At 68.9% G+C, this 24390-nt stretch carries 28 protein-coding genes and 1 pseudogene; 19 read left to right on the top strand and 10 right to left on the bottom strand.

Annotation, left to right across the window (positions count from 1 at the left end):
• Positions 1-10: 10 nt before the first annotated feature.
• The 6 genes from ACFP3H_RS25070 to rdgB all read left to right on the top strand — a co-directional run bounded on the left by ACFP3H_RS25070 (position 11) and on the right by rdgB (position 4265).
• The gene (locus ACFP3H_RS25070; protein WP_378609647.1) at positions 11-286 is read left to right on the top strand and encodes a MoaD/ThiS family protein; all 276 of its coding nucleotides are present in this window, start codon (positions 11-13) and stop codon (positions 284-286) included.
• Positions 287-290: 4 nt separating this feature from the next.
• Complete coding sequence (locus ACFP3H_RS25065; RefSeq protein WP_378609646.1) at positions 291-1253, top strand: PLP-dependent cysteine synthase family protein; 963 nt, start codon at positions 291-293, stop codon at positions 1251-1253.
• 69 nt (positions 1254-1322) lie between these two features.
• Positions 1323-2036, top strand: a complete 714-nt coding sequence (locus ACFP3H_RS25060; protein ID WP_378609645.1) for a rhomboid family intramembrane serine protease — start codon at positions 1323-1325, stop codon at positions 2034-2036.
• Positions 2037-2105: 69 nt separating this feature from the next.
• Positions 2106-2870, top strand: a complete 765-nt coding sequence (locus tag ACFP3H_RS25055) for a cyclic nucleotide-degrading phosphodiesterase (protein WP_378609644.1) — start codon at positions 2106-2108, stop codon at positions 2868-2870.
• Between the two features lie 22 nt (positions 2871-2892).
• Positions 2893-3657: a ribonuclease PH gene (gene rph / locus ACFP3H_RS25050; protein ID WP_378609643.1), complete on the top strand. Its 765-nt coding sequence runs from the start codon at positions 2893-2895 to the stop codon at positions 3655-3657.
• Between the two features lie 2 nt (positions 3658-3659).
• Positions 3660-4265, top strand: a complete 606-nt coding sequence (gene rdgB / locus ACFP3H_RS25045; RefSeq protein ID WP_378609642.1) for an RdgB/HAM1 family non-canonical purine NTP pyrophosphatase — start codon at positions 3660-3662, stop codon at positions 4263-4265.
• Between the two features lie 2 nt (positions 4266-4267).
• On the opposite strand, the gene ACFP3H_RS25040 is transcribed toward rdgB, so the two are convergent.
• The 3 genes from ACFP3H_RS25040 to ACFP3H_RS25030 are packed head-to-tail and all read right to left on the bottom strand — an operon-like array spanning position 4268 to position 6110.
• Positions 4268-4657 (bottom strand): DUF3817 domain-containing protein, encoded by a 390-nt coding sequence (locus ACFP3H_RS25040; protein WP_378609641.1) that lies wholly within the window; start codon positions 4655-4657, stop codon positions 4268-4270.
• Positions 4654-5082 (bottom strand): transcriptional regulator, encoded by a 429-nt coding sequence (locus tag ACFP3H_RS25035; RefSeq protein ID WP_378609683.1) that lies wholly within the window; start codon positions 5080-5082, stop codon positions 4654-4656. The genes ACFP3H_RS25040 and ACFP3H_RS25035 overlap by 4 nt, the downstream gene beginning before the upstream one ends.
• 59 nt (positions 5083-5141) lie before the next feature.
• On the bottom strand, positions 5142-6110 hold the full coding sequence (locus ACFP3H_RS25030) for a GlxA family transcriptional regulator (RefSeq protein WP_378609640.1): 969 nt from the start codon (positions 6108-6110) through the stop codon (positions 5142-5144).
• Between the two features lie 118 nt (positions 6111-6228).
• Between ACFP3H_RS25030 and ACFP3H_RS25025 the strand changes: the two genes are divergently transcribed.
• The gene (locus ACFP3H_RS25025) at positions 6229-7167 is read left to right on the top strand and encodes an NADP-dependent oxidoreductase (protein WP_378609639.1); all 939 of its coding nucleotides are present in this window, start codon (positions 6229-6231) and stop codon (positions 7165-7167) included.
• On the opposite strand, the gene ACFP3H_RS25020 is transcribed toward ACFP3H_RS25025, so the two are convergent.
• Genes ACFP3H_RS25020 through ACFP3H_RS25010 form a run of 3 tightly spaced genes read right to left on the bottom strand, consistent with a single transcriptional unit; the run spans position 7155 to position 9200 of the window.
• Complete coding sequence (locus ACFP3H_RS25020; RefSeq protein ID WP_378609638.1) at positions 7155-8030, bottom strand: oxidoreductase; 876 nt, start codon at positions 8028-8030, stop codon at positions 7155-7157. The two genes, ACFP3H_RS25025 and ACFP3H_RS25020, sit on opposite strands and share 13 nt — an antisense overlap.
• Before the next feature lie 38 nt (positions 8031-8068).
• The gene (locus ACFP3H_RS25015) at positions 8069-8980 is read right to left on the bottom strand and encodes a sigma-70 family RNA polymerase sigma factor (RefSeq protein WP_378609637.1); all 912 of its coding nucleotides are present in this window, start codon (positions 8978-8980) and stop codon (positions 8069-8071) included.
• Positions 8981-9032: 52 nt separating this feature from the next.
• On the bottom strand, positions 9033-9200 hold the full coding sequence (locus ACFP3H_RS25010; RefSeq protein ID WP_378609636.1) for a hypothetical protein: 168 nt from the start codon (positions 9198-9200) through the stop codon (positions 9033-9035).
• Positions 9201-9317: 117 nt separating this feature from the next.
• On the opposite strand from ACFP3H_RS25010, the gene ACFP3H_RS25005 reads away from it, so the two are divergent.
• A complete protein-coding gene (locus ACFP3H_RS25005) occupies positions 9318-9950 on the top strand; it encodes a TetR/AcrR family transcriptional regulator (RefSeq protein WP_378609635.1) in 633 nt (210 codons plus the stop codon).
• 67 nt (positions 9951-10017) lie between these two features.
• Positions 10018-12048, top strand: a complete 2031-nt coding sequence (locus tag ACFP3H_RS25000; protein ID WP_465263773.1) for an MDR family MFS transporter — start codon at positions 10018-10020, stop codon at positions 12046-12048.
• Between the two features lie 11 nt (positions 12049-12059).
• On the opposite strand, the gene ACFP3H_RS24995 is transcribed toward ACFP3H_RS25000, so the two are convergent.
• The 4 genes from ACFP3H_RS24995 to ACFP3H_RS24980 all read right to left on the bottom strand — a co-directional run bounded on the left by ACFP3H_RS24995 (position 12060) and on the right by ACFP3H_RS24980 (position 14562).
• Complete coding sequence (locus ACFP3H_RS24995) at positions 12060-12713, bottom strand: phosphatase PAP2 family protein (protein WP_378609634.1); 654 nt, start codon at positions 12711-12713, stop codon at positions 12060-12062.
• Between the two features lie 25 nt (positions 12714-12738).
• Positions 12739-12963: a hypothetical protein gene (locus ACFP3H_RS24990; RefSeq protein ID WP_378609633.1), complete on the bottom strand. Its 225-nt coding sequence runs from the start codon at positions 12961-12963 to the stop codon at positions 12739-12741.
• Positions 12964-12998: 35 nt separating this feature from the next.
• Positions 12999-13784, bottom strand: coding sequence for an HNH endonuclease family protein (locus ACFP3H_RS24985; RefSeq protein WP_378609632.1), 786 nt, complete (start codon positions 13782-13784; stop codon positions 12999-13001).
• A 127-nt stretch (positions 13785-13911) separates the two neighbouring features.
• A complete protein-coding gene (locus ACFP3H_RS24980; RefSeq protein WP_378609631.1) occupies positions 13912-14562 on the bottom strand; it encodes a phosphate signaling complex PhoU family protein in 651 nt (216 codons plus the stop codon).
• A 103-nt stretch (positions 14563-14665) separates the two neighbouring features.
• Here ACFP3H_RS24980 and ACFP3H_RS24975 point away from each other — a divergent pair, with 103 nt between their 5' ends.
• From ACFP3H_RS24975 to ACFP3H_RS24930, 10 genes and pseudogenes are all read left to right on the top strand, one after another.
• On the top strand, positions 14666-15763 hold the full coding sequence (locus tag ACFP3H_RS24975) for a calcium:cation antiporter (RefSeq protein ID WP_378609630.1): 1098 nt from the start codon (positions 14666-14668) through the stop codon (positions 15761-15763).
• A gap of 198 nt (positions 15764-15961) precedes the next feature.
• Positions 15962-16807, top strand: a complete 846-nt coding sequence (locus ACFP3H_RS24970) for an MlaE family ABC transporter permease (RefSeq protein ID WP_378609629.1) — start codon at positions 15962-15964, stop codon at positions 16805-16807.
• A complete protein-coding gene (locus ACFP3H_RS24965) occupies positions 16807-17667 on the top strand; it encodes an MlaE family ABC transporter permease (protein WP_378609628.1) in 861 nt (286 codons plus the stop codon). The genes ACFP3H_RS24970 and ACFP3H_RS24965 overlap by 1 nt, the downstream gene beginning before the upstream one ends.
• 4 nt (positions 17668-17671) lie before the next feature.
• The gene (locus ACFP3H_RS24960) at positions 17672-18703 is read left to right on the top strand and encodes an MlaD family protein (protein ID WP_378609627.1); all 1032 of its coding nucleotides are present in this window, start codon (positions 17672-17674) and stop codon (positions 18701-18703) included.
• Positions 18703-19707, top strand: coding sequence for an MlaD family protein (locus ACFP3H_RS24955; protein WP_378609626.1), 1005 nt, complete (start codon positions 18703-18705; stop codon positions 19705-19707). The genes ACFP3H_RS24960 and ACFP3H_RS24955 overlap by 1 nt, the downstream gene beginning before the upstream one ends.
• Positions 19695-20708, top strand: a complete 1014-nt coding sequence (locus ACFP3H_RS24950) for an MlaD family protein (RefSeq protein ID WP_378609625.1) — start codon at positions 19695-19697, stop codon at positions 20706-20708. The genes ACFP3H_RS24955 and ACFP3H_RS24950 overlap by 13 nt, the downstream gene beginning before the upstream one ends.
• Entirely contained in the window at positions 20708-21805 is a 1098-nt protein-coding gene (locus ACFP3H_RS24945; RefSeq protein WP_378609624.1) for an MlaD family protein, read from the top strand. Before ACFP3H_RS24950 ends, ACFP3H_RS24945 begins: the two co-directional genes overlap by 1 nt.
• A complete protein-coding gene (locus tag ACFP3H_RS24940; protein WP_378609622.1) occupies positions 21802-22851 on the top strand; it encodes an MlaD family protein in 1050 nt (349 codons plus the stop codon). The genes ACFP3H_RS24945 and ACFP3H_RS24940 overlap by 4 nt, the downstream gene beginning before the upstream one ends.
• Entirely contained in the window at positions 22848-23801 is a 954-nt protein-coding gene (locus tag ACFP3H_RS24935) for an MlaD family protein (RefSeq protein ID WP_378609621.1), read from the top strand. The genes ACFP3H_RS24940 and ACFP3H_RS24935 overlap by 4 nt, the downstream gene beginning before the upstream one ends.
• Positions 23802-23889: 88 nt before the next feature.
• Positions 23890-24390, top strand: a pseudogene (locus ACFP3H_RS24930) (hypothetical protein); the annotation flags it as partial.

The raw sequence follows: 24390 nt of genomic DNA, 5'->3' as shown, positions 1-24390 counted from the left end.
AGGAGTCCCCATGCCGGTAACCGTGTCCATCCCGACCATCATGCGTGGTATCACCGGGGGTGAGAAGCGGGTGCAGGGCGAGGGCTCGACCCTGTCCGCGCTCATCGCCGACCTCGACGCCAACCACCCGGGCCTGGCCGACAAGCTGCTCTCGGACGGCAAGCTCAACCGCTACGTCAACATCTACGTCGACGACGAGGACGTGCGCTTCTCCGGCGGCCTGGACGCCGAGGTGCCCGCCGACGCGTCGGTCACCATCCTGCCCGCCGTGGCCGGCGGCGCCTGATCTCGTGGCCCGCTACGAATCGCTGATCGCGACCCTGGGCAACACCCCGCTCGTCGGGCTCCAGAAACTGTCCCCGCAGTGGGACGGTGACGACCACGTGCGGCTGTGGGCCAAGCTAGAGGACCGCAACCCCACCGGGTCGATCAAGGACCGGCCCGCGCTGCGGATGATCGAACAGGCCGAGGCCGACGGGCTGCTCACCCCCGGCTGCACCATTCTGGAACCGACCAGCGGCAACACCGGGATCTCGCTGGCCATGGCGGCCAAGCTCAAGGGCTACCGGATCGTGTGCGTGATGCCGGAGAACACCTCGGTGGAGCGGCGGCAGTTGCTCACGATGTTCGGCGCCGAGATCATCGACTCGCCCGCCGCGGGCGGCTCAAACCAGGCGGTGGCGCTGGCCAAGCAGATCGCGGCCGAGAACCCCGACTGGGTGATGCTCTACCAGTACGGCAACCCCGCCAACGCCCTGGCGCACTACGAGAACACCGGGCCCGAACTGCTCGCCGACCTGCCCGAGATCACGCATTTCGTCGCGGGCCTGGGCACCACCGGCACGCTCATGGGCACCGGTCGCTACCTGCGCGAACACGTGCCCGGCATCGAGATCGTGGCGGCCGAGCCGCGCTACGGCGAACTGGTGTACGGCCTGCGCAATATCGACGAGGGCTTCATCCCCGAGCTCTACGACGAGAAGGTGCTCACCACCCGCTTCTCGGTCGGCCCGTACGACGCGGTGAAACGCACCCGCGAACTCGTCGGCGAGGAAGGCATCTTCGCCGGCATCTCCACCGGGGCGATCCTGCACGCGGCCCTCGGCGTCGCCAAGAAGGCGCACAAGGCCGGAAAGCGGGCCGATATCGCCTTCGTCGTGGCCGACGGCGGCTGGAAGTATCTGTCCACCGGGGCATACGACGGCACGCTGGACGAAGCCGAGGAGAAGTTGGACGGCCAGCTCTGGGCCTGACCGGATGTCGGTCCCCTTCGGTAGTCTCGAATCAGTGCTGGTCGAAGAGCACGTGCTGAAACGGAGGCGATGTCGGTGAGCGGTGGGGTGGGTGCCTCGTTCGACCCGGATCGGGTCGCGGGGTTACGCGGGAGCACCGGCTCCCCGGCGCCCGCGCGTCGTGGGGGATCCTGGCTGCGCGCCGCGATCGTGATCCTCGCGTTCGTGGGGTCGCTGTACGTGATCGAGGCGATCGACGTGGTGCTGTCCCACGATCGCCCGGTCGGCGCGAACAACCAGCTCGACGGCGCGGGCATCGAGCCGCGCGATGTGGGCGGGCTCGACGGCATCCTCTGGGCGCCGTTGCTGCACGGTGGCTGGGACCACCTGATCGCCAACACCCTGCCGCTGCTGGTCCTCGGCTTCCTCGTGCTGGTCTCCGGGATCGGGCGCGGGATCGCGGCCACGGCCATCATCTGGGTGGTCGCCGGCGTGGGCACCTGGCTCACCGGTTCCTCGGGCAGCCTGCACCTGGGCGCGTCCTCGATCGTGTTCGGCTGGCTCACCTACCTGATCTGTCGTGGCTGGTTCGCGCGCAATGTGGGCCAGATCGTGGTGGGTCTGGTGATCCTGTTGTTCTACGGTTCGATGCTGTGGGGCGTGCTGCCCAGCGACCCTCGAATTTCTTGGCAGGGACATCTTTTCGGGGCGGTGGGTGGAGTGCTCGCGGGCTGGGTACTCTCGTCAGATGAACGTCGACGCCGCCGTGGAGCTTCGGTCGGCCGCGCAGTACCAACGCGGTAGCCAGGGGTCCGGATCGGAAATTGGGGGGATCCTGCAGTGAGTACCAGCACGTCGTGGCAGCATGAGGGAATGCGCCTTACCGTCCTCGGGTGCTCGGGCAGTGTGTCCGGCCCGGATTCACCCGCGTCGGGTTACCTGCTGACGGGTCCGGATATGCGACCGACCGTCATCGACTTCGGTCCTGGCATCTTCGGTGCGCTGCAGAAGCACATGAATCCGGCCGATGTGGATATCTTCCTCACCCACCTGCACGCGGATCACTGCCTCGACCTGCCCGCGCTGCTGGTGTGGCGGCGCTACCACCCCAATCCGCCGACCGGCAAGGCGCTCGTGCGCGGGCCCTCCGACGCCGCGCTGCGCATCGGCAACGCCTCGGCCGAGATCGGCGGCGAGACCGACGACTGGTCCGACGTGATCGACTCCCAGGCCTGGGTCGAGAACACCCCGATCCCGTTCGGCCCCGGCCACACGGTCGAGGCCCGCCGCATGTTCCACCCGCCGGAGTCCTACGGACTGCGCATCACCGCCGCCGACGGGCGCGTGTTCGTCTACACCGGCGACACCGCCATGTGCGACGCGGTGGTCGAGCTGGCCCAGGGCGCCGATGTGCTCATGGCCGAAGCCTCCTGGACCCACGATCCGGCGAATCGCCCGCCGGGCATTCATCTTTCGGGCACCGAGGCGGGCGAGATCGCCACGCGCGCGGGCGCCAAGGAGCTGCTGCTCACCCACATTCCGCCGTGGACCTCGCGCGAGGACGTGATCGCCGAGGCGAAAGCGGCCTTCTCCGGGCCGGTCCACGCCGTATCACCGGGCGAGAGCTTCGACCTGTAAGCGCGCCAACTACACTGCCGGTGTGTCTAGACGAGCTGATGGTAGGGCGGACGACGAGCTCCGCGACGTGAAGATCACTCGGGGTTTCACCACGCACCCGGCGGGTTCGGTGCTGGTGGAATTCGGGCAGACGCGGGTGCTGTGCACCGCCAGTGTCACCGAGGGGGTGCCGCCGTGGCGGCGGGATTCGGGACTGGGGTGGCTCACCGCGGAATACGCGATGCTGCCCGCGGCCACCCACACCCGCAGCGGGCGCGAATCGGTGAAGGGCAAGGTCGGTGGGCGCACCCAGGAGATCAGCCGCCTGATCGGCCGTTCGCTGCGCGCCTGCATCGACCTGGCCGCGCTGGGCGAGAACACCATCGCGCTGGACTGCGACGTCCTGCAGGCCGACGGCGGCACCCGCACCGCCGCGATCACCGGCGCCTACGTGGCACTGGCCGACGCGGTGACCTACCTGGCCGCCGCGGGCAAACTGGCTGACCCGCAACCGATCTCGTGCATGATCGCCGCGGTCAGCGTGGGCGTGGTCGACGGCCGGGTGCGCCTGGACCTGCCCTACGAGGAGGACTCGCGTGCCGAGGTCGACATGAACGTGGTCGCCACCGACACCGGCACGCTGGTGGAGATCCAGGGCACCGGCGAGGGCGCCACCTTCCCGCGCTCGACGCTGGACAAGATGCTGGACTCGGCCTTCGCCGGGGCCGAGCAGCTGTTCGCCATCCAGAAGGCCGCACTGGAACTGCCCTACCCGGGCGCGCTGCCCGAACCGGCCGCGAAGAAGTAGTCGTGAGCGCGCGGGTGCTGGTGGCCAGCCGAAATGCCAAGAAGCTGAAAGAACTTCAGCGCATCCTCGACGAAGCCGGGGTCGCCGGAATCGAATTGGTGAGCCTGGCCGACGTGGCGCCCTACGCGGAGGCGCCCGAAACCGGCGCCACCTTCGAGGAGAACGCGATCGCCAAGGCGCGCGACGGGGCCGTCGCGACCGGATTGCCGTGTGTGGCCGACGATTCCGGCGTCGAGGTCGACGCGCTCAACGGGATGCCCGGTGTGCTGTCGGCGCGCTGGTCGGGCGGGCACGGCGACGACGCGGCCAACAACGCGCTGCTGCTCGCCCAACTCGGCGATGTTCCCGACGAGCGGCGCGGCGCCCGCTTCGTCTCCACCTGCGCCCTGGTTCTGCCCGACGGCACCACCACCGTGGTTCGCGGCGAATGGCCCGGCGCCATCGCCCGCGAACCGTACGGTGCGGGCGGGTTCGGCTACGACCCGCTGTTCCACCCCGAGGGCGGCACCGGCAGCGCGGCCGAACTCACCCCCGCCGAGAAGGACGCCGTTTCGCACCGGGGTCGGGCGCTGCGCCAACTCCTGCCCGCGCTGGCCGCACTGGCCTGAGCTCAGAGCCCGAACTGGCGCTTCACGTCCTGGGCGTTGCGGTGCTCGGCGAAGAACGACAGGAACGGGACGGTCCCGGCCAGCGCGGTCAGGATCGTCTGCGAACCCTTCCAGCGGGCCTTGATCGCCAGGTCGATGGTCAGGGCCAGGTACAGCATGTAGAACACGCCGTGGGCCTGGCCGATGTAGAAGAACCAGCTCGGCGCCTGCGACTTGTCGTCGAGGATCAGGTACTTGTAGATCAGTTCCGCGGTCAGCACGAGCAGCCAGACACCGGTGATCCAGGCCAGCACCCGGTAGCGGTTCAGCGCGGCCCGAACCTTCTCGCGACTGGCCGCGCCCGCGGGCGGGGTGGCGACGGTGGTGTCGATCTGGTTCTCGCTGGTGGTCACCCGGCGTTCCTCTCGGGGGAAGGCAAGCCGGCGGTGCGGACCTGCTCATCGATGTCTTCGGCGTGTAGTCGCGCCAGGTACTGGTTGTACGCGGCCGTTTCCGGGTCGTCGCTGCGCGCGGCCACCGGACGCTCCGGCAGGATGCCCTCCGGAATCTCACGCGGCGCCGAAGCCTTGTCCACCGCCGGTTTCGCCGGCCCGTCCGCCTCCCGCTCCAACCGCACGAACCGCACGAACGCGAACACCGCGAACCCGGCGAACAACGGCCACTGCAGCGCGTACCCCAGATTCTGCCCGGTCCCCGACGACGACTCGAACCGCTCCCACTGCCACCACGCCAACGCCAGACAGCCCACCGCGACAACAAACACCAGCGCGATCAGAGCCGGACGATTATGCGCCGGACGGGGAGATGGAGCGGACACGCGCTCCACGGTACCCGCCTACTACGCGGTGCGTAGGACCAGGTCACCGCGTGCGTGGGTCAGGTCACCGCGGCGGTTCGGGCGAAGGTCTGGCGGTAGGCGGTGGGGGAGACGCCGATCGTGGCGGCGAGATGTTGGCGCAGCGAGGCGGCGCTGCCCAGGCCCGCGTCGGCGGCGACCCGGTCGATGGGCAGGTCGGTGGCTTCGAGCAGGTGGCGGGCGTGTTCGACGCGCTGCTGGGTGAGCCATTGGCCGGGCGGAAGGCCGGTCTCCTCGCGGAAGCGGCGGCAGAAGGTGCGCACACTCATGCGGGCGTGCGCGGCGAGTTCGGACAGCGGCAGCGGTCGGTCCAGATGTGTCAACGCCCAGGCGCGGGTGGCGGCGGTGGTGGCGCTGCTCGGTTCGGGGACCGGGCGATCGATGAACTGAGCCTGGCCGCCTTCGCGCCACGGCGGCACGATGCACAGGCGGGCGACCTGATTGGCGACCGCGCTGCCGTGATCGCGGCGCAGCAGGTGCAGGCACGCATCGATCCCGGCGGCGCTGCCTGCCGCGGTGAGGATGCGGCCGGAGTCGACGAACAACACGTCGGCATCCATGCTGACCTGCGGGAACAAGGTGCGGAACCGATCGGCTTGCTTCCAGTGGGTAGTCGCGGGTCTGCCGTCGAGTAGGCCGATCGCGGCCAGGACGAAGGCGGCGGTGCAGATCGAGACGATGCGGGTGTCGGGGCGCAGTCGGCGCAGCGCGTCGGCGAGCTCGGCGGGCACCCACTCCGAATCCGGTGCGTCACACGCGGAGAACGGCGGGATCACCACGGTGTCGGCCTCGGTGAGCGCGCCGCTGTCGGATTCGACGGCGATGCGGAAGTCGGCGTTCGTGGCGACCGGTGCGCCGTCGAGGCTGCACGTGCGCACGTCGTAGAGCGCGGCGCCGTCGGGACCGGTCGCCGTGCCGAAGATCCGGGCCGGGATCCCCAGCTCGAATGGATAGACCCCGTCCAACGCCAGAACCACCACGCGATGCATGGCAAGATCCTTGCATATATTGGCGTTCTTGCCACTCGTGGCGGTCTCGTCGACCCGGCATCGTGGTCCCCACACCGCCGTTTCGAGGTGAAACGGCATGGGAGACAAGGGAGAAACGATGCGCGCAATCCGGCAGGACAGCTTCGGTGGACCCGAGGTGCTGCGGGTGGTGGAGGTCGACAAGCCGACGCCGGGTCCGGCGGAGGTCCTGATCCGCGTTCACGCGGCCGGGGTGAACCCGACCGACTCGTGGCACCGGGGCAGCGGCGGGCTGTTCGGCGAGATCGTCCCGCTGGGGTGGGACGTGTCCGGCGTGGTCGAGGCGGTCGGCGTCGGCGTGACGCTGTTCGCCCCCGGTGACGAGGTGTTCGGGATGCCGCGACTGCCCTACGCGGCGGGCACCTACGCCGAGTACGTCACCGCGCCGACCCGCCACCTCGCGCGCAAGCCCGCGAACCTCACCCACCCCGAAGCCGGCGCGCTCGCGCTCGTCGCGCTCACCGCCTGGCAGGCGCTGGTCGACACCGCCGAGGTGGGGCCCGGCCGACGGGTGTTGATCCATGCCGGGGCGGGCGGGGTCGGCCATGTCGCGATACAGATCGCGAAGGCGCGCGGTGCTCACGTCATCGTCACGGCACGCGCCGACAATCACGATTTCGTGCGTAGCCTCGGCGCTGACGAGGTCATCGACTACACGACAACGGATTTCGTGGCCGCGGTCCGCGACGTCGACGTGGTCGTCGATCCGATCGGCGGCGAATACGGGCCGCGCTCACTGCGGGTCCTGCGCTCCGGCGGCATCCTCGTCTCGTTGGCCTCGCCCGCCGAGGCCGCGCTCGTCGAGCAGGCCCGCCCGTTCGGGGTGCGCGCCGGGTTCATGATCGTGGAACCCGACGGCGCGGCCCTGCGGGAGATCGCCGCGCTGGTCGAGGCGGGTGCGCTGCGCGTCCACGTCGAGACCGCGCTGCCGCTGGAACTCGCGGCCAAGGCCCACGAGATCAGCGACACTCGGCGCGGCCGCGGCAAGATCGTGCTGACGGTCGATCAGAACTTGTAGGTGATTCCGGTCATTTTTTCGGATTCTTCCCAGAGTTTGTGGAGGAGGTCGGGGTTGCGGGAGATTTTGCTGGAGGGGCAGGCGGTGACGGGGCCCTGGGATTGCAGGAGGCGGTTGGGGCCCCAGTAGGTGGTGGGGTCGGCGTCGGGGGTGGTGGCGGCGAAGAGGGTGGAGTGGGCGGCCTTGTGGGGGGCGTGGCCGATGAGTGTGATGAAGGGCTTGCTGACCAGGTCGAGGGGGGTTTCGGTGCGGGTGAACAGGTCGGTGGCCGAGACGCCGGGGTGGACGGCGTAGGACCTGGTGGTCGCGCCCGCTTCGGTGAGGCGGCGCTGGAGTTCGCGGGCGAACATGAGGTTGGCCAGCTTGGACTGGGCGTAGGCGAGGTTGCGCTGGTAGCGGCGGTTGTCGTAGTTGAGGTCGTCGATCCACAGCTTCGGGGTCTGCTTGTGGGCGATGCTGGCCAGCGACACCACCCGGTCGCGGACGCGGTCGAGCAGCAGGCCGGTGAGCGCGAAGTGGCCGAGGTGGTTGACGCCGAACTGGGTCTCGAATCCGTCGACGGTGCGCGAGAACGGCACGTTCATCAGTCCGGCGTTGTTGATCAGCACATCGAATTCGCCCTGCTGGTCGGCGAATTCGCGCACCGAGGCCAGGTCGGCGAGGTCGAGGGCGGCCACCCGCACGTCGCCGGGGATGGCCTCGGCGACGGGCTGCGCCTTGGCGGTGTTGCGGCAGGCCATGATCACCGTCGCGCCCTTGGCTGCCAGCACCCTGGTGGTTTCGGCACCAAGGCCGCCGTTGGCCCCGGTGATCACGAAGGTGCGCCCGGACTGGTCCGCGATGTCAGTTGGTTTCCATGCCATGCCGCCGATCTTACTCTGGAGTAAGGTTGGCGGGGGTCTCAGCCCAGCAACCCGGCCAGCGTACGGGCACAGGCGGGTTTGCGCAGCTTGATCATGGCTTTCGCCTCGATCTGCCGGGCCCGCTCGCGCGAGACCCCGAGCGCGCACCCCACCTCCTCGAGCGTGCGCCCCTCACCCCGATCCAGCCCGAACCGCAGCCGGATCACGGCGGACTCCCGCTCGGTGAGCACCGACAGCGCCGTCTCGACATACCCGCCGAGGAGTCGATCGGCCACCACGTCGGCCGGCGCGGGCGCGGTATCGGGCAGCAGTGACCCGAGATCGGTGTCCTCGCCGATGGGCGCGTGCAGCGAGACCGGCTCGGCCTCGTGCCGCAATACCGCCTCGACCTGCGCGATCGTGAGCTCGGCGCCCTCGGCCAACTCCTCCACGGTGACCGCGCGCCCCAGCTGATGGGTCAGTTCGCGCCGCACCCGAACCACCCGGTGCAGCACCTCGGCGACATTGGCGGGCAGGCGAATCGCGCGCCCCTGATCGGTGAGCGCGCGCCCGATCGACTGCCGGATCCAGTACGTCGCGTAGGTCGACAGCTTCAGCCCGCGCTCGTGGTCGAACTTCTCCACCGCGCGCATCAACCCCACCGTCCCCTCTTGGATCAGATCCAGCAGCGACATCCCGGTATTGGTCGGAAAGCGGCGCGCGATGGACACGACCAGCCGCAGATTCGCCCGCACCATATGGTCTTTCGCCCGCAACCCGTCGATTTCGGTGCGGCGCAACATCTCTCGACGACCTGCGGCGAGTTCGGCGCCGGCCGAATCGATCTCGGCCCGCGCCACGACGCCGGCGGCGATACGGGCGCCGAGGGCGTATTCCTGCTCGGCGGTGAGCAGGGGAGTGCGACCGATGGCGGCCAGGTAGTCGCGAATGGGGTCGGTGGTGATGGTCAAGAGAGCTCCCGTTCGAGGTGTGTTCGGAGGTCGACGCGACGGTTCGGCGGGGTCAGCGACCCGGAATGCGCAGCGGGCGGCGCACGGCGATCGAGCGGTTCTGCGCGCCGCGAATGGGGGAGTGCGAACCCCGGCGGCGCGGCGTCGGGAACGGCGCCTCGGTGTTGCGGCGGGGCTTGGGCGCGGAGGTGTTCAGTGCGCTGCTCGGGTTTCGGACCATCGTGGCGGCTCCTTCGGTGGTGATGGCGAAGCGGGTCGGGGCGACGAACACAAACTTAGAACCAACCTAAAAATATGTCAAGAACAATTTTGGGACGGGTTCAGATATGCTGGTGGCATGACCACTCAGCAGGGCCTTCGCGCCAGGAAGAAGCAGCAGACCAGGGAACACATCTCCGACCGGGCCACCGCTCTGTTCCTCGAACGTGGCTTCGACCGGGTGACCATCGCGGAGATCGCCGCGGCCGCCGATGTCGCCAAGATGACCGTCACCAACTACTTCCCCCGCAAGGAAGACCTGGCGCTGGACCTGGGTGAGATGTTCGTGGAGCAACTGGCCGCGGTCGTGCGCGACCGCGCGCCGGGGCAATCGGCGCTGGCCGCGCTGCGCGAGGTCTACCTCGCCGCGGTCGCCGCCCAGGACCAGATGATCGGCTTCAGCGGCCTGCCGTTCGCGAAGATGATCACCGACAGCCCGGCCCTGGTCGCCCGGCTGCGCGAATTCGACGACGAGCGCGAGGCGGCCCTGGCCCGCGCCCTGGCGCAGGCCACCGACGCCGCCCCCGACGACATCACCCCGCGCGTGGCCGCCGCCCAGCTCACCGGCGTGCACCGGGTGCTGCTCGCCGAGATCATGCGCCGCACCATGGCGGGGGAGTCGGGCGACGAGATCGCCGCCGCCCTCACCGAGTACGCGCGGATCGCCTTCGGCAAACTGGAATCGGGACTGGGTGACTACGCCGTGCGCTGAGATCGTTCGCCGATTGCTGCCGTGTCACTGGGCCCCTGCGCCGATGCCATAAGCCCATACTGAGGCAATGCCGGATGGTGTTGCTACGGACAAGCCCGTCGAGCCGATGAGCAAGGCGAAGATCAACATCATCTTCGCCACGGTCGTACTCGGCATGCTGATGGCCGCCCTGGATCAGACCATCGTGTCGGCGGCGCTGCCCTCGATCGTGGCCGACCTCGGCAGCGCCGGGCACATGGCCTGGGTGGTGACCTCGTACCTGCTCGCCGAGGCCGTCGCGACCGTGCTCGCGGGCAAGCTCGGCGACCTGTTCGGGCGCAAACTGCTGTTCCAGATCAGCGGCGCCATCTTCATCGCGGGCTCGGCGCTGGCCGGCGTCGCCACCAGCATGGTCGTGCTGATCGTGGCGCGCGGCATCCAGGGCATCGGCGCCGGCGGGTTGATGGTGACCTCGATGGCCCTGATCGCCGACACCATCCCGCTGCGCGAACGCGGCAAGTATCAGGGCGCGCTCGGCGCGGTCTTCGGCGTGACCACCGTCGTCGGCCCCACCCTGGGCGGCCTGTTCACCGACCACGCCAGCTGGCGGTGGTGTTTCTACGTGAACGTGCCGATCGCGATCATCATGATCGTGATGGCGGCGCGCACCCTGCCGCACCTGCGCGCGGTCGCGCGCCCGGTGATCGACTACCTCGGCATCGGCCTGGTCGCGCTGGGCGTCTCGTCGCTGATCCTCGGACTCGAGTTCGGCGGCAACGAATACCCGTGGGGCTCCTGGCAGATCATCGGCCTGTTCGTGCTGGCGGTGGTGCTGCTCACCGCGTTCGTGCGGGTGGAGAACCGGGCGAAGGAGCCGATGCTGCCCATGCGGCTGTTCAGCAGCCGGGTGTTCACGGTGTCGTCGGTGCTCAGTTTCATCGTCGGGTTCGCCATGCTCGGCTCGATGACCTACCTGCCCGCCTATCTGCAATATGTCGACGGCGCGACGGCGACGAGCTCGGGCGTGCGGACCCTGCCGCTGGTGATCGGCCTGTTCATCACCTCGATCTTCTCCGGCCAGGTGGTCGGCCGGACCGGAAGGTACCGGTACTTCCCGGTGGTCGGCATGGCGGTGATGGCGCTGGGCCTGCTGCTCATGTCGACGATGGGCCACGACACGAGCGTGTGGCTGGAATCGCTGTACATGCTGATCCTCGGCTCCGGGCTCGGTCTGTCGATGCAGGTGCTCACCATCGTCGTGCAGAACACCGTGCCCTACGCCGACCTCGGCACCGCCACCTCGGGCGTCACCTTCTTCCGCACCCTGGGCAGCGCGTTCGGCACCGCGGTGTTCGGCACGCTCTACACCAACCAGAGCAAAACCGCGCTCGAGGAGGCGATGGCACAGTCGCCCGGCGTCTCACCCGAGGCGGTGTCGAACCCGAAACTGCTGCGCGAACTGCCCTACGAGCAGACGAAACACATCATCGACGCCTACGCGAGCTCGATCGACCACGTGTTCCGCTGGGTCGTGCCGGTGGCGGTGGTCGGCTTCGTCGTGTCGTGGTTCCTGCCGCAGGTCCGCCTGCGCGACAGCTCCCGGCACGGCGCGGGCGATGTCGGCGAGGGCTTCTCGGTGCCCGATTCGCACGACCGGGTGGTGCAGCTCGAACGCGCGGTCGCCACGACGGTGCGCAAGGCCAGGGCCGAGAAACCGATCATCCCCGAACTGCTCGCGGCCTCGGGTTCCACGCTGCACCCGGACGCGGCCTGGGCCCTCGGCCAGGTCTACCTCTACAGCAAGGAAGGCCAGCCCGCGACGGTGCACGCCATCGCCTACCGGCACCGGCTGCCGGTGGAGGTCCTCGCGCCGGTGTTCCGGCAGGCGGTCGAGGCCGGGCTGCTGCACGACGATCGCGGCACCCTGACCCTGACCGACGAGGGCAACACCGAGGTCGACACCCTGCGGGTGGGCTGGCGACGCTGGCTCGGCGACCGTCTCGACGACTGGAATTCCGAGGATCCGACCGACCGCGAACTGCTCGACAAGGCCCTGTCGCGGATCGCGGGCAAGCTACTCGATCAGGGCGCTGATAGCCCGGAGGTATCGAAGGGTTGAGCGCGGCCGGTTCACCGGGGGTAGGCGCGGGTGAAAGCCGTGACGCACAAGATCAACCAGAGCCCGCCGATGAGCCAGCCCGCGAGCACATCGGTGGTCCAGTGCACGCCCAGATAGATCCGCGACAACCCGACCCCGACCGGGAAAACCACCGCGAGCACCGTCGCGCAGACCCGCGCCCAGTGCCGGTGCAGGCGCGGAATCGCCACGATCGCCACGATTCCCACCACCACCGTGGAACCGAGCGTGTGCCCGGACGGATACGACAGACTCGGCTCGAACACCAACCGCGACACCTCCGGCGGCCGATGCCGCCCCACGAGTCGCTTGATCACCCACACCAGCACCCCCGCGCCCAGCGAGGCGATCGCGACCAGCGCGGCGACCGGCAGATCCCGCCGCCACGCGAACCACGCGATGGTCAGGGCCGCGAGAATCGTCATCGACAACGTGTCGCCGAGGTCGGTGATCACCCGGGCGATCCCGGTGAGCGGTTCGTCGCGATGGGCGATCATCCAGTCGAGCACGCGGGCATCGATCCCGCTGTGGTCGTTGGTGGTGGTGACGTACCAGGTGAGCGCGGTGATCAGCGCGACCGCGGTCACCACCAGCGCGAACACGCGCGGGGTGCGACGACACAGACCTCTCAGAGCGACATCATGCATAACTACCAGATTGCCAGCTCGGCGCTCAGGCTTCGAAGACCACCGCGTTGCCGACCGCGTCGCGGGTGCCCGCGACCTTCTTGATCGCTTTGACCAGATCGGCGACACACTCCCAGGTGCGCGCGGGCTCGCCCTCGAGGTTGCCGATGGTGTACCAGGTGTCGGTGTCGCGATAGCGGACCAGGCCCCTGCCCGCGTCGTCGAGCATCACATCGAGCTCACCGGAGATCGTCCCTTCCTCATCGGTCATGACGGAGCTGTCTGCGGTGATCTCGATGGTGTCGCTTATTTGAACTCTCCTCGGCGGAGGCAGTCATCGACTGCGGTCTGCAACGCGGCGTGCTCTGCGGTGTCAACGGTCAGCGCGTATTTTACCTTCACTTTCACGTAGTGCTCCACATACGCGCATCGAAACTCGCCGGGGGGCAGGTAGTTCGCCGGATCCTGGTCGCCCTTGGAACGGTTGGCCGACGGGTCGGCGGCGACCAGGTTCAGCGAGTCGTTGGCGAGGCGGCGGCGGGTGTCGTCGTCGCGGTCGGCGGCGCCGGAACGCCACGCTTCGGCAAGGGGCACAATGTGTTCGGCGTCGACCTTGGTCGGATCGGTGATGAACTTGTAGGGCCCCATCTGGCCGGTCTTGCGATCGATGAAGCCGTAGCGGTCCTGCCAACCGCCGCCGGCCTGCACCGTCAGATCGCAGGTCTTGGCGTCGAGGGTGACCTTGCCGTTGGAGTCGCGCAGCATCATCACCTCGCGGCTGGTGCATTTGGCGTACTGCGCCAGCGGTCCGCTGAAGCCGTGTTCGGGCTTGTTGGTGTCCCAGTGCGGGAACTTCTCGCGCGTATAGCCCGTCATCGGGCCCTCCTTGGCGACCACGAGCGTGCCGAGCAGATCACCGATCTCCTTGCCCGACACCGTCGCCGCGCCCGCCGAACCGGGACCGGGCGCGCTCGGATTCACCTTGTCCAGCATCGAATTCGCGAGGGTGACCACCACGGCCAGCGCCGCCGCGGCGGCCAGTGCCAGCAGGGCTCGTCCCAGGGGAGAGCCGCTGATCGAGGACCATTTCATGTCCGTACCACCCACATGCATCGTCGAGAAATGAACCGGCACAACCTAACGGCGGAACCGGGCGTTCTCAGTGATTGTCCGCTATGAGGTTGCGCACAGCACACCGCACGGCGATTGTGCGATCTCCTCAGTCCAGCAGTGCGCCGGAATCGGTGGGAATTCCGGTGTCCAGGAAGCGGATCAGGCGGGTGATCCGGGCGGCGTGGTCGACGCACCGCTGGAATTGACTGCCCAGCAAGGCCATATCGATCGCGGCCGCGGGGCCCAGCGCGGAATCGGCGAGGACGGTACGCAATCGCGCGCACCGCGCGTCCATCGCCGCGGCGTCGCCGTCGTCGTCGGTGTCGATGCGACCGGTGGCCACCGCGGTGGTCGCCCGGCCGACGCAATCGGTCGCCAGCGTGCCCATCGCCACCAGCTCCGCGATCACCGGTGCGGGCGCGACCGGCTCAGGATGGGCCCGATACACATACTGGCCTGCGGTTTCGGTGCGTCGGCCGATGCGCGAGAGCTCACCGGCGACCTGGATCGCGGTCACCACATGACGCAGATCGCGCGCGACCGGCGCCTGCAACGCGAGCAGCGCCATCGTGCGTGACTCGCAGGCCGCGAACATCAGCTGTAACCGCTCGTCGAGTGCGAACACCTCGTAGGTGGCCGTGAGGTCGGCGCCCGCGATCGCCGCGGTGACCCGCTCGGTCGCGTCTCGGGCCACGCGTGACATCTCGGTGAGGTCGCCGGCCAGGGAGACGAGCTCGAGGGTGAACTGGGTCCGCACGCGCTGAATTGTTCCCCATCCGGGCGGCGCGAGTGAATCCATCGCCGAGATCGGACGCCGACGGATCCGGGGTTCCCCGGCGGCAACTGGAAAGATGGTGATCATGATTGCCGCGTTGACGACTAAATGGACAATGTACGTGCCCATCCTCGCCGCGCTCGTGCTCCTGCTCAGCTGGGGCCGTTCCGTACCGGGGTTGATCGTCGCGCTGGTGAGCCTGGCGCTGGTCGGCGCGGTGCTGGCCGCGGTGTATCACGCCGAGATCGTGGCCCACCGGGTCGGCGAACCCTACGGTTCGCTGGTGCTCGCGGTCGCGGTGACCGTGATCGAGGTGGCGCTGATCGTCACGATGATGATCTCCGGTGGCGAAAAGACGGCGTCGCTGGCGCGCGACACCGTGTTCGCCGCGGTGATGATCACCTGCAACGGCATCTTCGGCCTCGTGCTGCTCGTCGGGGCGTTGCGCAGGCGGGTCGCGGTGTTCAACGCCGAGGGCACCGGCGCCGCGCTGGCCACCGTGGCGACCCTGGCCACCCTGAGTCTGGTGCTGCCGACCTTCACCACCAGTGCCAACGGCCCGGAGTTCTCGACCGCGCAGCTGGCCTTCGCCGCGGTCGCCTCGCTCTCGCTCTACGGGCTGTTCGTGATGGTGCAGACGGTGCGCCACCCCGACGACTTCCTGCCGGTGGAGGACGGCGGCGCGGTCGACGACAGCGACACCGTCGTGCACAGCCACGCGCCGTCCAACCGGGCCGCGTTCATCAGTCTCGAGATGCTGGTGTTGGCGCTGGTCTGCGTGGTCGGGCTGGCCAAGGTGGTCTCGCCCGCGCTCGAGTCGGCCATCGCCTCGGCGGGTCTGCCGCCCTCGGCGGTCGGTGTGGTGATCGCGATGCTGGTGCTGCTGCCCGAGACGATCGCCGCGGTGAACTCCGCGCGCCGCAATCAGGTGCAGATCGGGCTGAATCTGGCGCTCGGTTCGGCGATGGCCAGTATCGGTCTGACCATTCCGGTGATCGCGATCGCGACCATCTGGCTCAGCGGTCCGCTGGTGCTGGGCCTCGGCGCCACGCAGATGGTGTTGCTGGCGCTAACCGTCGTGGTCGGCACGCTGACGATCGTTCCCGGCCGCGCCACCCTGCTGCACAGTGGCGTTCACCTGGCGTTGTTCGCGGCTTTTGTGTTCCTCGCCGCAAGTCCGTAGCTGAAGTGTTGCGGATCACATCGGTCGGATAGCTGTCATGGAAACAGTTTTTTAGAGACGAGGGTCACCCACCGAAAATTTTGTTGTGACGCAGAGTACCGGTTAGCTTGCTGGAGTTGGCACCGACGCCGAAGCCAGAGAGTGCGGTATGAGAATCACAAACTCCGCGCTTCGCGAGTGGGCCGGAGGCATTCTCGGATGACCACCGGACTGCGCCCCGCGAAGCAGGATTCCGCTACCCAGATCGTCCGCAAGAACTTCACCGATACCGTGGTGTCATCGCTGCGGACCTTCGGGCGTGCGGTCGATCTCGCCCAGCAATCGGTCGGCGGTTCGGTCTCCGACATCGCCCGCAGGCAGTTCCAGTGGCGTGAGACCCTCGTGCAGGCCTGGCGGCTGATCACGGTCACCGCCATCCCCGCGATCCTGATGGCCATCCCGTTCGGGGTGATCGTCTCGGTCCAGGTCGGCAACCTGATCCACAGTCTCGGCGCCGACTCCATGCTCGGCGCCACCGGCGGGCTCGGCGTGATCAAACAGGGCGCCCCGATCGCCACCGGCTTCCTGCTCGGTGGCGCGGGCGCGGCGGCCATCGCGGCCGACCTCGGCGCGCGCACCATCCGCGAGGAGATCGACGCGCTCAACACCATGGGTATCAACCCGGTGCACCGCCTGGTCATCCCGCGCATGGCCGCGATGCTGATCGTGGCCCCGATGCTCAATGTGCTGATCATCTTCGTCGGCGTGCTGGCCGGATACGCGGTCGCCGTCGGCGGTCAGGGCGTGACGCCGGGCAGCTACTGGTCGACCTTCGGGTCGTTCGCGACCACCGGTGACGTGTGGGTCTCGCTGCTCAAGGCGTTGATCTTCGGCTTCCTGGTCGTGATCATCTCCTGCCAGCGCGGCCTCGAGGCCAAGGGCGGACCGCGCGGGGTCGCCGACGCGGTGAACGCGGCCGTGGTGCTCTCGGTGGTCTCGATCGCGATCGTGAACCTACTGGCCAGCCAGATCAGCGCCATGTTCCTGCCGACGAAGTTGGCGTGATGGCTGCCTCCTCCTACATTCCCGCCCACTGGCTGCGCAAGCCCGCCCGCGCGGGCAAACGGATCATCTCCGCCGGTGAATCGCTCGGCTTCGTCGCGGTGTTCGTCTGGCAGGTGCTGTCGTCGGTCCCGCTGACGCTGCGCCGCTACCGGGACGAGACGCTGCGCGCGGTCACCGATATGACCTGGGGTCGCGGATCGATCATCGTCGGCGGCGGCACCGTCCCGATGATGATCGTGCTCGGCCTGGTGATGGGCGCCTCGGTGGGCGTGGAATCGTTCGCCTCCCTCGACATGCTCGGCATGGGCCCGGTCACCGGCGTGATCTCGGCCTACGCGACCACCCGCGAGCTGGCCCCGATCGCGGCGGCCATCGGCTTCGCCGCCCAGGCGGGCTGCCGGATCACCGCCGAGATCGGCTCGATGCGCATCTCCGAGGAGATCGACGCCATCGAGGCGCTGGGCCTTCGCTCGGTGCCGTTCGTCGTCACCACCCGCGTGATCGCCGGTGCCATCGCCATCGTGCCGACCTTCCTGATCGCGCTGATCCTGGCCTACGGCGCCTGCCGCGGCCTGCTCACGATGGTCTACGGGCAGTCGGCCGGGGTCTATGACCACTACTTCTTCCAGTTCATCTCCGGCTTCGACATGATCGCGGCGGTGATCAAGGTCGCCGTGTTCGGCACGGTGGTGATCCTGGTGCACGCCTACTTCGGGTTCTTCGCCACCGGCGGACCCGAGGGCGTCGGCATCGCCTCGGGCCGCGCGGTGCGCGCGAGCTCGGTGGCCATCATCGCCATCGACATGGTGCTCTCGATCATGCTCTGGGGCTTCAACTCGGCGATCAGTTTTACGGGGTGAGCTAGTGCCTAACTACGGAATGCCCGGCGTCGCGGCCGATCGGCGCACCGCGCGCCGCACCGGCGCGATCATCCTCGGCCTGATCACGGTCGTGCTGGTCGCGAGCCTGGCCTACAGCAACCTGCGCACCGAGGACGGCCTGCGCATCGCCCTGCGCACCGAACACCTCGGTGACGGGATCAGCGCGGGCAGCCAGGTCCGCATCGACGGCGTGACCGTCGGCGAGGTCGCCGAGGTGACCCCCGGCGACCGCGGCACCCAGCAGATCTCGCTGCTGCTCGACGCCGCCCGGCTGGTCGGCATCGACGACAGCCTCGCCGTCGACTACGCCCCCACCAACCTGTTCGGCATCGCCGAGATCGAACTGCGCCGCGGCACCGGCGGTTCCCCGCTGCGCGAGGGCGCGGTGCTCGACCTCACCGGCGCCAACGGCGACCGTGTCTACGACGCCACCATGAGCGCGATCCTGCGCAGCCTCTCGCAGGTCGGCATGACCGTGACCAGCCCGCAGATGGCGACGGTCATCTCCCAGCTGGCCGCCGACTTCAAGGCCTTCACCCCGCTGGTGCAGGCCCTGATCACCGTCGCCGAGACCATCGCCGACAACCAGGACGTGCTGCCCTCGGAGCTGTTCGGCAAGCTCGGTCCCGCCTTCGACGGCGGCGGCCAGTTCGCCGGCGCCACCATGCAGGTGATCGACCAGCTCAGCGAGATCCGGGTGACCCAGGTCGACAAGGACCGCTACGACATCGGCGTCGGCGTCATCGGCGGGTCCATCCTGCCCGCGCTGACCACCACGCTGAGCACCGCGGGCGGCCACCTGGCCGAGACCACCGACATGCTCGCGCCCATGCTGCTCGCGCTGGCGCAGATGTCGCCGAATCCGCGCGCGACCAGCGCCGACCTCACGGCCCTGCTACAGAACCTGCGCGGCGCCATGCCAGACGGCCCGAACGGTCCCGTTCTCAATCTCGACGTGGAACTGCGCGGAGTCCCCGGCCTCGCGGTGCCGTTGTTCGGAAAGGCCGGTGCCTGATGAAGATTCGCGGAACCGCACTGCGCCTCGGCGCGTTCACGCTGGTCATGGTCGCGGTGCTGGGCATGGTGTTCACCCTGATCGAACGCCCGGTCGCCGGTGACACCAACTCCCACGACGCCATGTTCACCGACGCCAACGGCCTCAAGGTCGGCAACGACGTGCGCATGTTCGGTGTGCAGGTGGGCAAGATCGAGAAGATCAGCCTCGACGGCGACAAGGCCAAGGTCGCGATCACCGTCAAGACCGACACCCCGATCTACGACAACTCCCGCCTGGCCATCCGCTACCAGAACCTCACCGGCCAGCGCTACATCGACCTGCAGCAGGCGCCCAACCCCGGCACCCGCATCCCCGCGGGCGCCCGGATCGGCGCGAACATGACCGTGCCGTCCTTCGACGTGACCAGCCTGTTCAGCGGCCTCAAGCCGGTGCTGGCCACGCTCTCGCCGGAGGCGATCAACCAGTTCACCGCGAGCATGCTGGCCGTCATCGAGGGCGACGGCACGGGCCTTGGTCCCGCGCTGACCGCGATCGACCAGCTCGCCGACTACGCCGACGACCGCCAGCAGGTGATCAGCACCCTGATCCGCAACCTGTCCGACCTGGCCGATCGCCACGGCGGCCAGGTCGGTCACCTGCTGCCGCTGCTGGCCCGGCTCACCGACATCTTCGAGGCGATGCAGCGCAATATCGGCGGCGTCGCCCAGTTCGCGATGACCGCGCCCTCGGTGCTGGCCCCGGTGGACCGGCTGCTGGCCTCGCTCGGCCTGGTCGAAGGCGGCGGCGCCGACGTGGACGCGATGATCCGCGGCCTGTTCCCGAATCCGCAGGAGGCCGTGGCCGTGTTCGGGCGCCTGCCCGGCCTGCTCGCCACGGTCGACGCCTCGCTCTCGCGCGATTTCGCCGACTTCACGCCGCACTGCAGCAACGGCGCCGCCGAGGTACCCGCGCCGCTGCAGGTGCTGATCGCCGGACAGAAGGTCACCGTATGCAACTCCTGACGCTGCCGAAGTTCGCCGGTGATCGCCCGATCCTCGACGAGGCGGGCAAACGCGCGCGCGAACTGCGCATGGGCATCATCGGCCTGAGCCTGGTAGTGCTGTTCATCGTCGCCGCGGGCGTGGTCTACGTGGTGCCGCTGGGCAAGCACACCTACACCGCCGAACTCAGTGAGGCGCAGTCGGTGCGCGAGGGCGACGACGTGCGCCTGGCCGGGATCTCGGTCGGCAGCGTCACCTCGCTGGAACTGCGGCCCGACAAGGTGCTCATGCGTTTCACCGTGGACAACGAGGTGTTCGTCGGCGACAAGACCTCCCTCGATGTCCGCATGCTCACCGTGGTCGGCGGTCACTACGTGGCCCTCTACCCGGCCGGCACCGTCCCGCTGGGCGACACCGCGATCCCGTCGGATCGAATTCGCCTGCCCTACAGCCTGATCGAGACCTTCCAGGACGCGACCGCCCCGCTGGCCGCGGTCGACGGCGACACCGTGCGCAACAACCTGGCCGCCGCGAACTCCGCGATCGAGACCTCTCCGGACGCCCTGCGCGGCACCTTGGACACGGTCGGCCGGTATGTCGACATGCTCGAGCGCCAGCGCGGCCAGGTGTCGAAGTCGATCGCGATCCTCGACGAGTACATCTCCATGTACGACGGCGCCAAGTCCGATCTGGGCAGGCTGATGGACAACGTCAACATGCTCGAGGACCTGCTGCTGAACAAGAAGGCCGAACTGGCCGAAGCGATCCGGCTGCTCGTCTCGGTGGTGAACCGCCTGGCCGGTCTCGCGCCGAGCTGGGAGTCCTCGCTGAAACCGCAGGTGCAGGCCCTGGCCGACGCCCTGCCGCGCCTGCGCGAGCTCAGCGGCCAACTCGAACCGGTCATCGGCACCGTCGGTGAACTGCAGACCAAGCTCTCGCAGCTGGCGACCCCCGAAGCCGGGGTCGTGGTCGACCAGTCCAGCGCGCGGGTGTGCGTACCGCTGCCAGGGAAGGCGTGCTGATGCTGAAACGACTGCTCGGATCGCAGGCGTTCATGTCGATCGCCGGTGTCGCGGTGCTCGCGGCCCTGGTGACCGGCGGCTACTTCATCGCGTTCGACCCGATGAAGAAGACCGAATCCTATTGCGCGCTCATGCCCGACGCGATCGGCCTCTACCCCGGCAACCACGTCACCATGCGCGGCATCGACGTCGGCGAGGTGACCGCGGTGCGCAACGAGGGCAACAAGGTGCGCGTCGAGTTCTCCGTCGACGCCGAATTCCCGATCTACGCCAACGCTTCCGCCACCACGGTCGCGTATTCGGTTGCCGCGGACCGTAACTTGGCGGTGCTCACCACCGGTGAGACCGCCGCGCCGCTCGCGGGCAACTGCATCACCAAGACGCTGACCCCCAAGAGCATCACCGAAACGCTCACGGCGCTGGCGAGCCTGTCCGACGAACTGTCCGGCACCACCGCGGGCGAGCCCGGCGCGCTCGCACAGGGCCTGTCCTCGCTGGACCGGGCGACCGCGGGTACGGGCCCCACCGTGAACGAACTCATTACCAAGCTCGGCGCGGCGATGACCAAGCCCGACGCCGATATCGGCCATCTCGCCGGGCTTTTCGACGCGTTCGCCTCGGTGTCGAACCGGGTCGCCGCCCACTGGGGTGACCTGCAGACGATGCTGGTCCGCCTGGCGCCGCTGCTCAACCAGGCCTCCGACGACCTGCTCGGCCCGGCCGTCACGCTGTTCGACGGCCTCGGCGAGCTGCTGCCGATGCTCAACGACATCGCGCTGATCCTGGGCGACCCGCTCATCGGCGCCCTCGACGACACCGTTCCGCTGGTGAAGTTGTTGCGCGCCAACGTCGGTGCGCTCAGCGAGATCGTGGCGAAGATGCCCGCGCTGGCCTCGGCCTTGCGCAGCGCCACCGATCCCGCGGGCGGTACCGCGGTCACCTACGCGCCGCCCAGGGTCGCGCTGCCCGTCGGCGAGGCCGATCAGGTGTGCGCCGCGGTGAACGCGCTGATCCCGGGGCAGTGCCCCGATCCGGCGCAGGGACTGGCCGATGTGAATCTCGTGCAGGTCGTGCTGGGAATGGCAGGGACTCGATGAAGACACCGAAGATGGTGCGCCGCAGCGTGATCGCGCTGCTGGCCGCGACCGCGCTCGCGGTGAGCGGCTGTGGTTTCGACCCCGCCGAGGTGCCCGTGCCCGGCTCGACGGTCGGCGGCTCCTCCTACCGGGTGCAGATCGAGTTCAGCAGCGCGCTGAACCTGCCCGCCAAGTCGAAGGTGATCGCCAACGGCGCCGAGATCGGCATCGTCGACGGCGTGCGGGTGGTCCAGCCCGCCGACGCGCCCGCCGGTCGCGGCGGCTACGTCATCGTCGAGGCCGACATCCTCGACACCGTGGCGCTGCCCCGCGAATCCATCGCCGAGCTGCGCCAGGACACCATCCTCGGCGACATCCACCTCTCGCTCACCACCCCCAAGGACGGCTTCGACGACCTGCTGCGCGACGGCGACACCATCGGCATCGCGCAGACGAAACCGCCGGTGCAGCTGGAAGACACGATGGCCACGATGGCCCTGTTCGTGCAGGGCGGGGCGATCGGCCAGTTGCAGGAGATGCTCGGTCGGATCAACTCGGTGATGCCGCAGGATCCGCGGGAGACCGCGCGCATCGCCGCCGTCATGGGCGCCGACGCCGCCGATCTGGCCGCGAATCTGGACCAGGTCGACCTGCTCGTCTACGGCCTGGCCACCAACGCCGAGGTCATGCACAACATCGAGGCCGAACTGAGCAATATCCTCACCCCGGCGGCCGTGGCCGCGCTGACCGGGACCGAGGACTCGATCGCCAAGACCATGACGATCTTCGACGCGCTGGGCCCGGTCGGTTCCTCGCTCACCTGGTTGGCCCCGATCGCGAACTCCGGTGACGCGGCCGCGATGGCGTTGCTGCCGTTGGCCACCGGCGGTTCGGCCGATCTGCGCTCGGCGACCAACATGGCGCTGCTCACCGCGCTGTTGCGCGACAAGATCATTCCCTTCGTCGAGAAGGGTCCGAAGGTGAACGTCACCGGGGTCGAGGTATCCGAACAAGACCAGGTGGCGCAGATCGTCACCGCGCTGCGGATGATCGGAATGGTGCGATGAAGATCGGTGCCCTGGCATCCCTTGGCGGTATCGCCGCCATCACCGTGCTCGGCGCGAGCTACCTGACCTTCGGGGTGGTGCGCGTCGATCCGTTCGCCGATTTCACCGCCGCCTCGCTCGAGATCTCCAATTCCGGTGGTCTCAGCGTCGGTTCGCCGATTCTGTTGACCGGCATCGAGATCGGTGAGGTCACCGGCATCGACACCTCCGCCGGTGGGCGCGTGCAGGTCGACTTCCGGTTCGGCGCCGACCACAAGGTGCCGATGAGCAGCGTCGTCACCATCGAGCACCTGTCCTCGCTGGGTGAGCCGTACGTGCAGTTCGTGCCTGCCAGTGCCGAGGGGCCGTTCCTGGCCGACGGGCAGCGCCTGACCGGGGAGAACGTGCGCACCCCGATGTCGATCCCGGAGGTCGCGCGGCTGGTCACCAAGACCGTCGAGCAGCTCGATCCCGCGGTGGTCGGCTCGCTGGTCGACACCCTCGGCACGGCGATGGTCGGCACCGAGAACGTGGTTCCCGAGCTGGCCAGGGCCGGTGACCTGTTGGCGGCGGCGCTGATGAGCCGCGCGCCCGCGATCGGCGAGCTGCAGAACAACTTCGAGTACGTCTCCGGCGACATCGCCTGGGCCGGTCCGGCCACCTCGGCGGCGGCGCCCGCGTTCGTGCGGCTGAGTCAGGTGATCGACCAGTTCGTCGAGTCCGTCGGTCGCGCCACCGAGGGCGACATGGGGCAGTACGTGCGTGACGGCGGTTTGGTGCCGTTGCTCGAACAGCTCACCGCGAAGCTGGAGGAGATCGGTCCCGAGCTCGCGGCCCTGCTGCCCGGACTGCGTCCGCTCACCGAATCGGTCACCGCCGCGGCCCCGCAGCTGGACCTGAGCACCCTGATCGCGCAGGCGTTGCACGAGACCGACGCCGACGCCGTGAAGGTACGGGTCGCGATCAAGTAAATATCTGGCAACCATCGTATGTAGGTGTTCGCCCTGGCCAGTGATACCTCGGCCGAGCGGGTCGGCTTCCCAGCAACCGTGCGGTAGCGTGCTGATCGGGACAGACCTGATCCGCGGCGAAGGCGGTGCGATGGTGGACAACGGCGATGCTCCCTCGGCACGGACCGGCGGTACTCGCAAGATCACGCTCGCGGCCGTCCTGGCGGCCGTGCTCGCGCTGGTGGTCGCGCTCGGCCTGGTGCTGCGCACCGACTCGGGCACCGACAGCGCCTCGGTGACGCCCGTCGGCTCCGGCGCCGACGAGGCTCCCGTCGCCGGGTCCGACCAGGCGGTCGCCGACGATCCCCGCGAATTCGCGCCGCCGTGGCCCGCGCGTCGGGTCGGCGGCAACTGCTCGGCCGGCGGCATCGTCGCGCACTGGCGGGTGGACGAGGGCGCGTGGCAGTGCACCGCAACCACCCCCGAATCCGAGCCGCCGACCACCGCGCCCGCCCCGCCTCCGCCGCCCGCCCATGAACCGGCCCCGGCTCCCGAGGCGGCCCCGCCGGTGGCAGAGGCACCGCCGCCGCCCCCGGCCTACGAACCGCCG

This window comes from Nocardia lasii, from assembly GCF_042658545.1.
Classification (GTDB): domain Bacteria; phylum Actinomycetota; class Actinomycetes; order Mycobacteriales; family Mycobacteriaceae; genus Nocardia; species Nocardia lasii.
The sequence above is the reverse complement of the archived record's forward strand: the minus strand, read 5'-3'. Positions and strand labels throughout refer to the sequence as shown.

Excerpts from the sequence above, each read along its gene's own strand:
- ACFP3H_RS25070 (WP_378609647.1), top strand. The coding sequence starts at position 11 with ATGCCGGTAACCGTGTCCATCCCGACCATCATGCGTGGTATCACCGGG.
- ACFP3H_RS25060 (WP_378609645.1), top strand. The coding sequence starts at position 1,323 with ATGTCGGTGAGCGGTGGGGTGGGTGCCTCGTTCGACCCGGATCGGGTC.
- ACFP3H_RS25055 (WP_378609644.1), top strand. The coding sequence starts at position 2,106 with ATGCGCCTTACCGTCCTCGGGTGCTCGGGCAGTGTGTCCGGCCCGGAT.
- ACFP3H_RS25030 (WP_378609640.1), bottom strand. The coding sequence starts at position 6,110 with ATGCATCGCGTGGTGGTTCTGGCGTTGGACGGGGTCTATCCATTCGAG.
- ACFP3H_RS25025 (WP_378609639.1), top strand. The coding sequence starts at position 6,229 with ATGCGCGCAATCCGGCAGGACAGCTTCGGTGGACCCGAGGTGCTGCGG.
- ACFP3H_RS25020 (WP_378609638.1), bottom strand. The coding sequence starts at position 8,030 with ATGGCATGGAAACCAACTGACATCGCGGACCAGTCCGGGCGCACCTTC.
- ACFP3H_RS25010 (WP_378609636.1), bottom strand. The coding sequence starts at position 9,200 with ATGGTCCGAAACCCGAGCAGCGCACTGAACACCTCCGCGCCCAAGCCC.
- ACFP3H_RS25005 (WP_378609635.1), top strand. The coding sequence starts at position 9,318 with ATGACCACTCAGCAGGGCCTTCGCGCCAGGAAGAAGCAGCAGACCAGG.
- ACFP3H_RS25000 (WP_465263773.1), top strand. The coding sequence starts at position 10,018 with ATGCCGGATGGTGTTGCTACGGACAAGCCCGTCGAGCCGATGAGCAAG.
- ACFP3H_RS24995 (WP_378609634.1), bottom strand. The coding sequence starts at position 12,713 with ATGCATGATGTCGCTCTGAGAGGTCTGTGTCGTCGCACCCCGCGCGTG.
- ACFP3H_RS24990 (WP_378609633.1), bottom strand. The coding sequence starts at position 12,963 with ATGACCGATGAGGAAGGGACGATCTCCGGTGAGCTCGATGTGATGCTC.
- ACFP3H_RS24985 (WP_378609632.1), bottom strand. The coding sequence starts at position 13,784 with ATGAAATGGTCCTCGATCAGCGGCTCTCCCCTGGGACGAGCCCTGCTG.
- ACFP3H_RS24975 (WP_378609630.1), top strand. The coding sequence starts at position 14,666 with ATGATTGCCGCGTTGACGACTAAATGGACAATGTACGTGCCCATCCTC.
- ACFP3H_RS24970 (WP_378609629.1), top strand. The coding sequence starts at position 15,962 with ATGACCACCGGACTGCGCCCCGCGAAGCAGGATTCCGCTACCCAGATC.
- ACFP3H_RS24965 (WP_378609628.1), top strand. The coding sequence starts at position 16,807 with ATGGCTGCCTCCTCCTACATTCCCGCCCACTGGCTGCGCAAGCCCGCC.
- ACFP3H_RS24955 (WP_378609626.1), top strand. The coding sequence starts at position 18,703 with ATGAAGATTCGCGGAACCGCACTGCGCCTCGGCGCGTTCACGCTGGTC.
- ACFP3H_RS24950 (WP_378609625.1), top strand. The coding sequence starts at position 19,695 with ATGCAACTCCTGACGCTGCCGAAGTTCGCCGGTGATCGCCCGATCCTC.
- ACFP3H_RS24945 (WP_378609624.1), top strand. The coding sequence starts at position 20,708 with ATGCTGAAACGACTGCTCGGATCGCAGGCGTTCATGTCGATCGCCGGT.
- ACFP3H_RS24940 (WP_378609622.1), top strand. The coding sequence starts at position 21,802 with ATGAAGACACCGAAGATGGTGCGCCGCAGCGTGATCGCGCTGCTGGCC.
- ACFP3H_RS24935 (WP_378609621.1), top strand. The coding sequence starts at position 22,848 with ATGAAGATCGGTGCCCTGGCATCCCTTGGCGGTATCGCCGCCATCACC.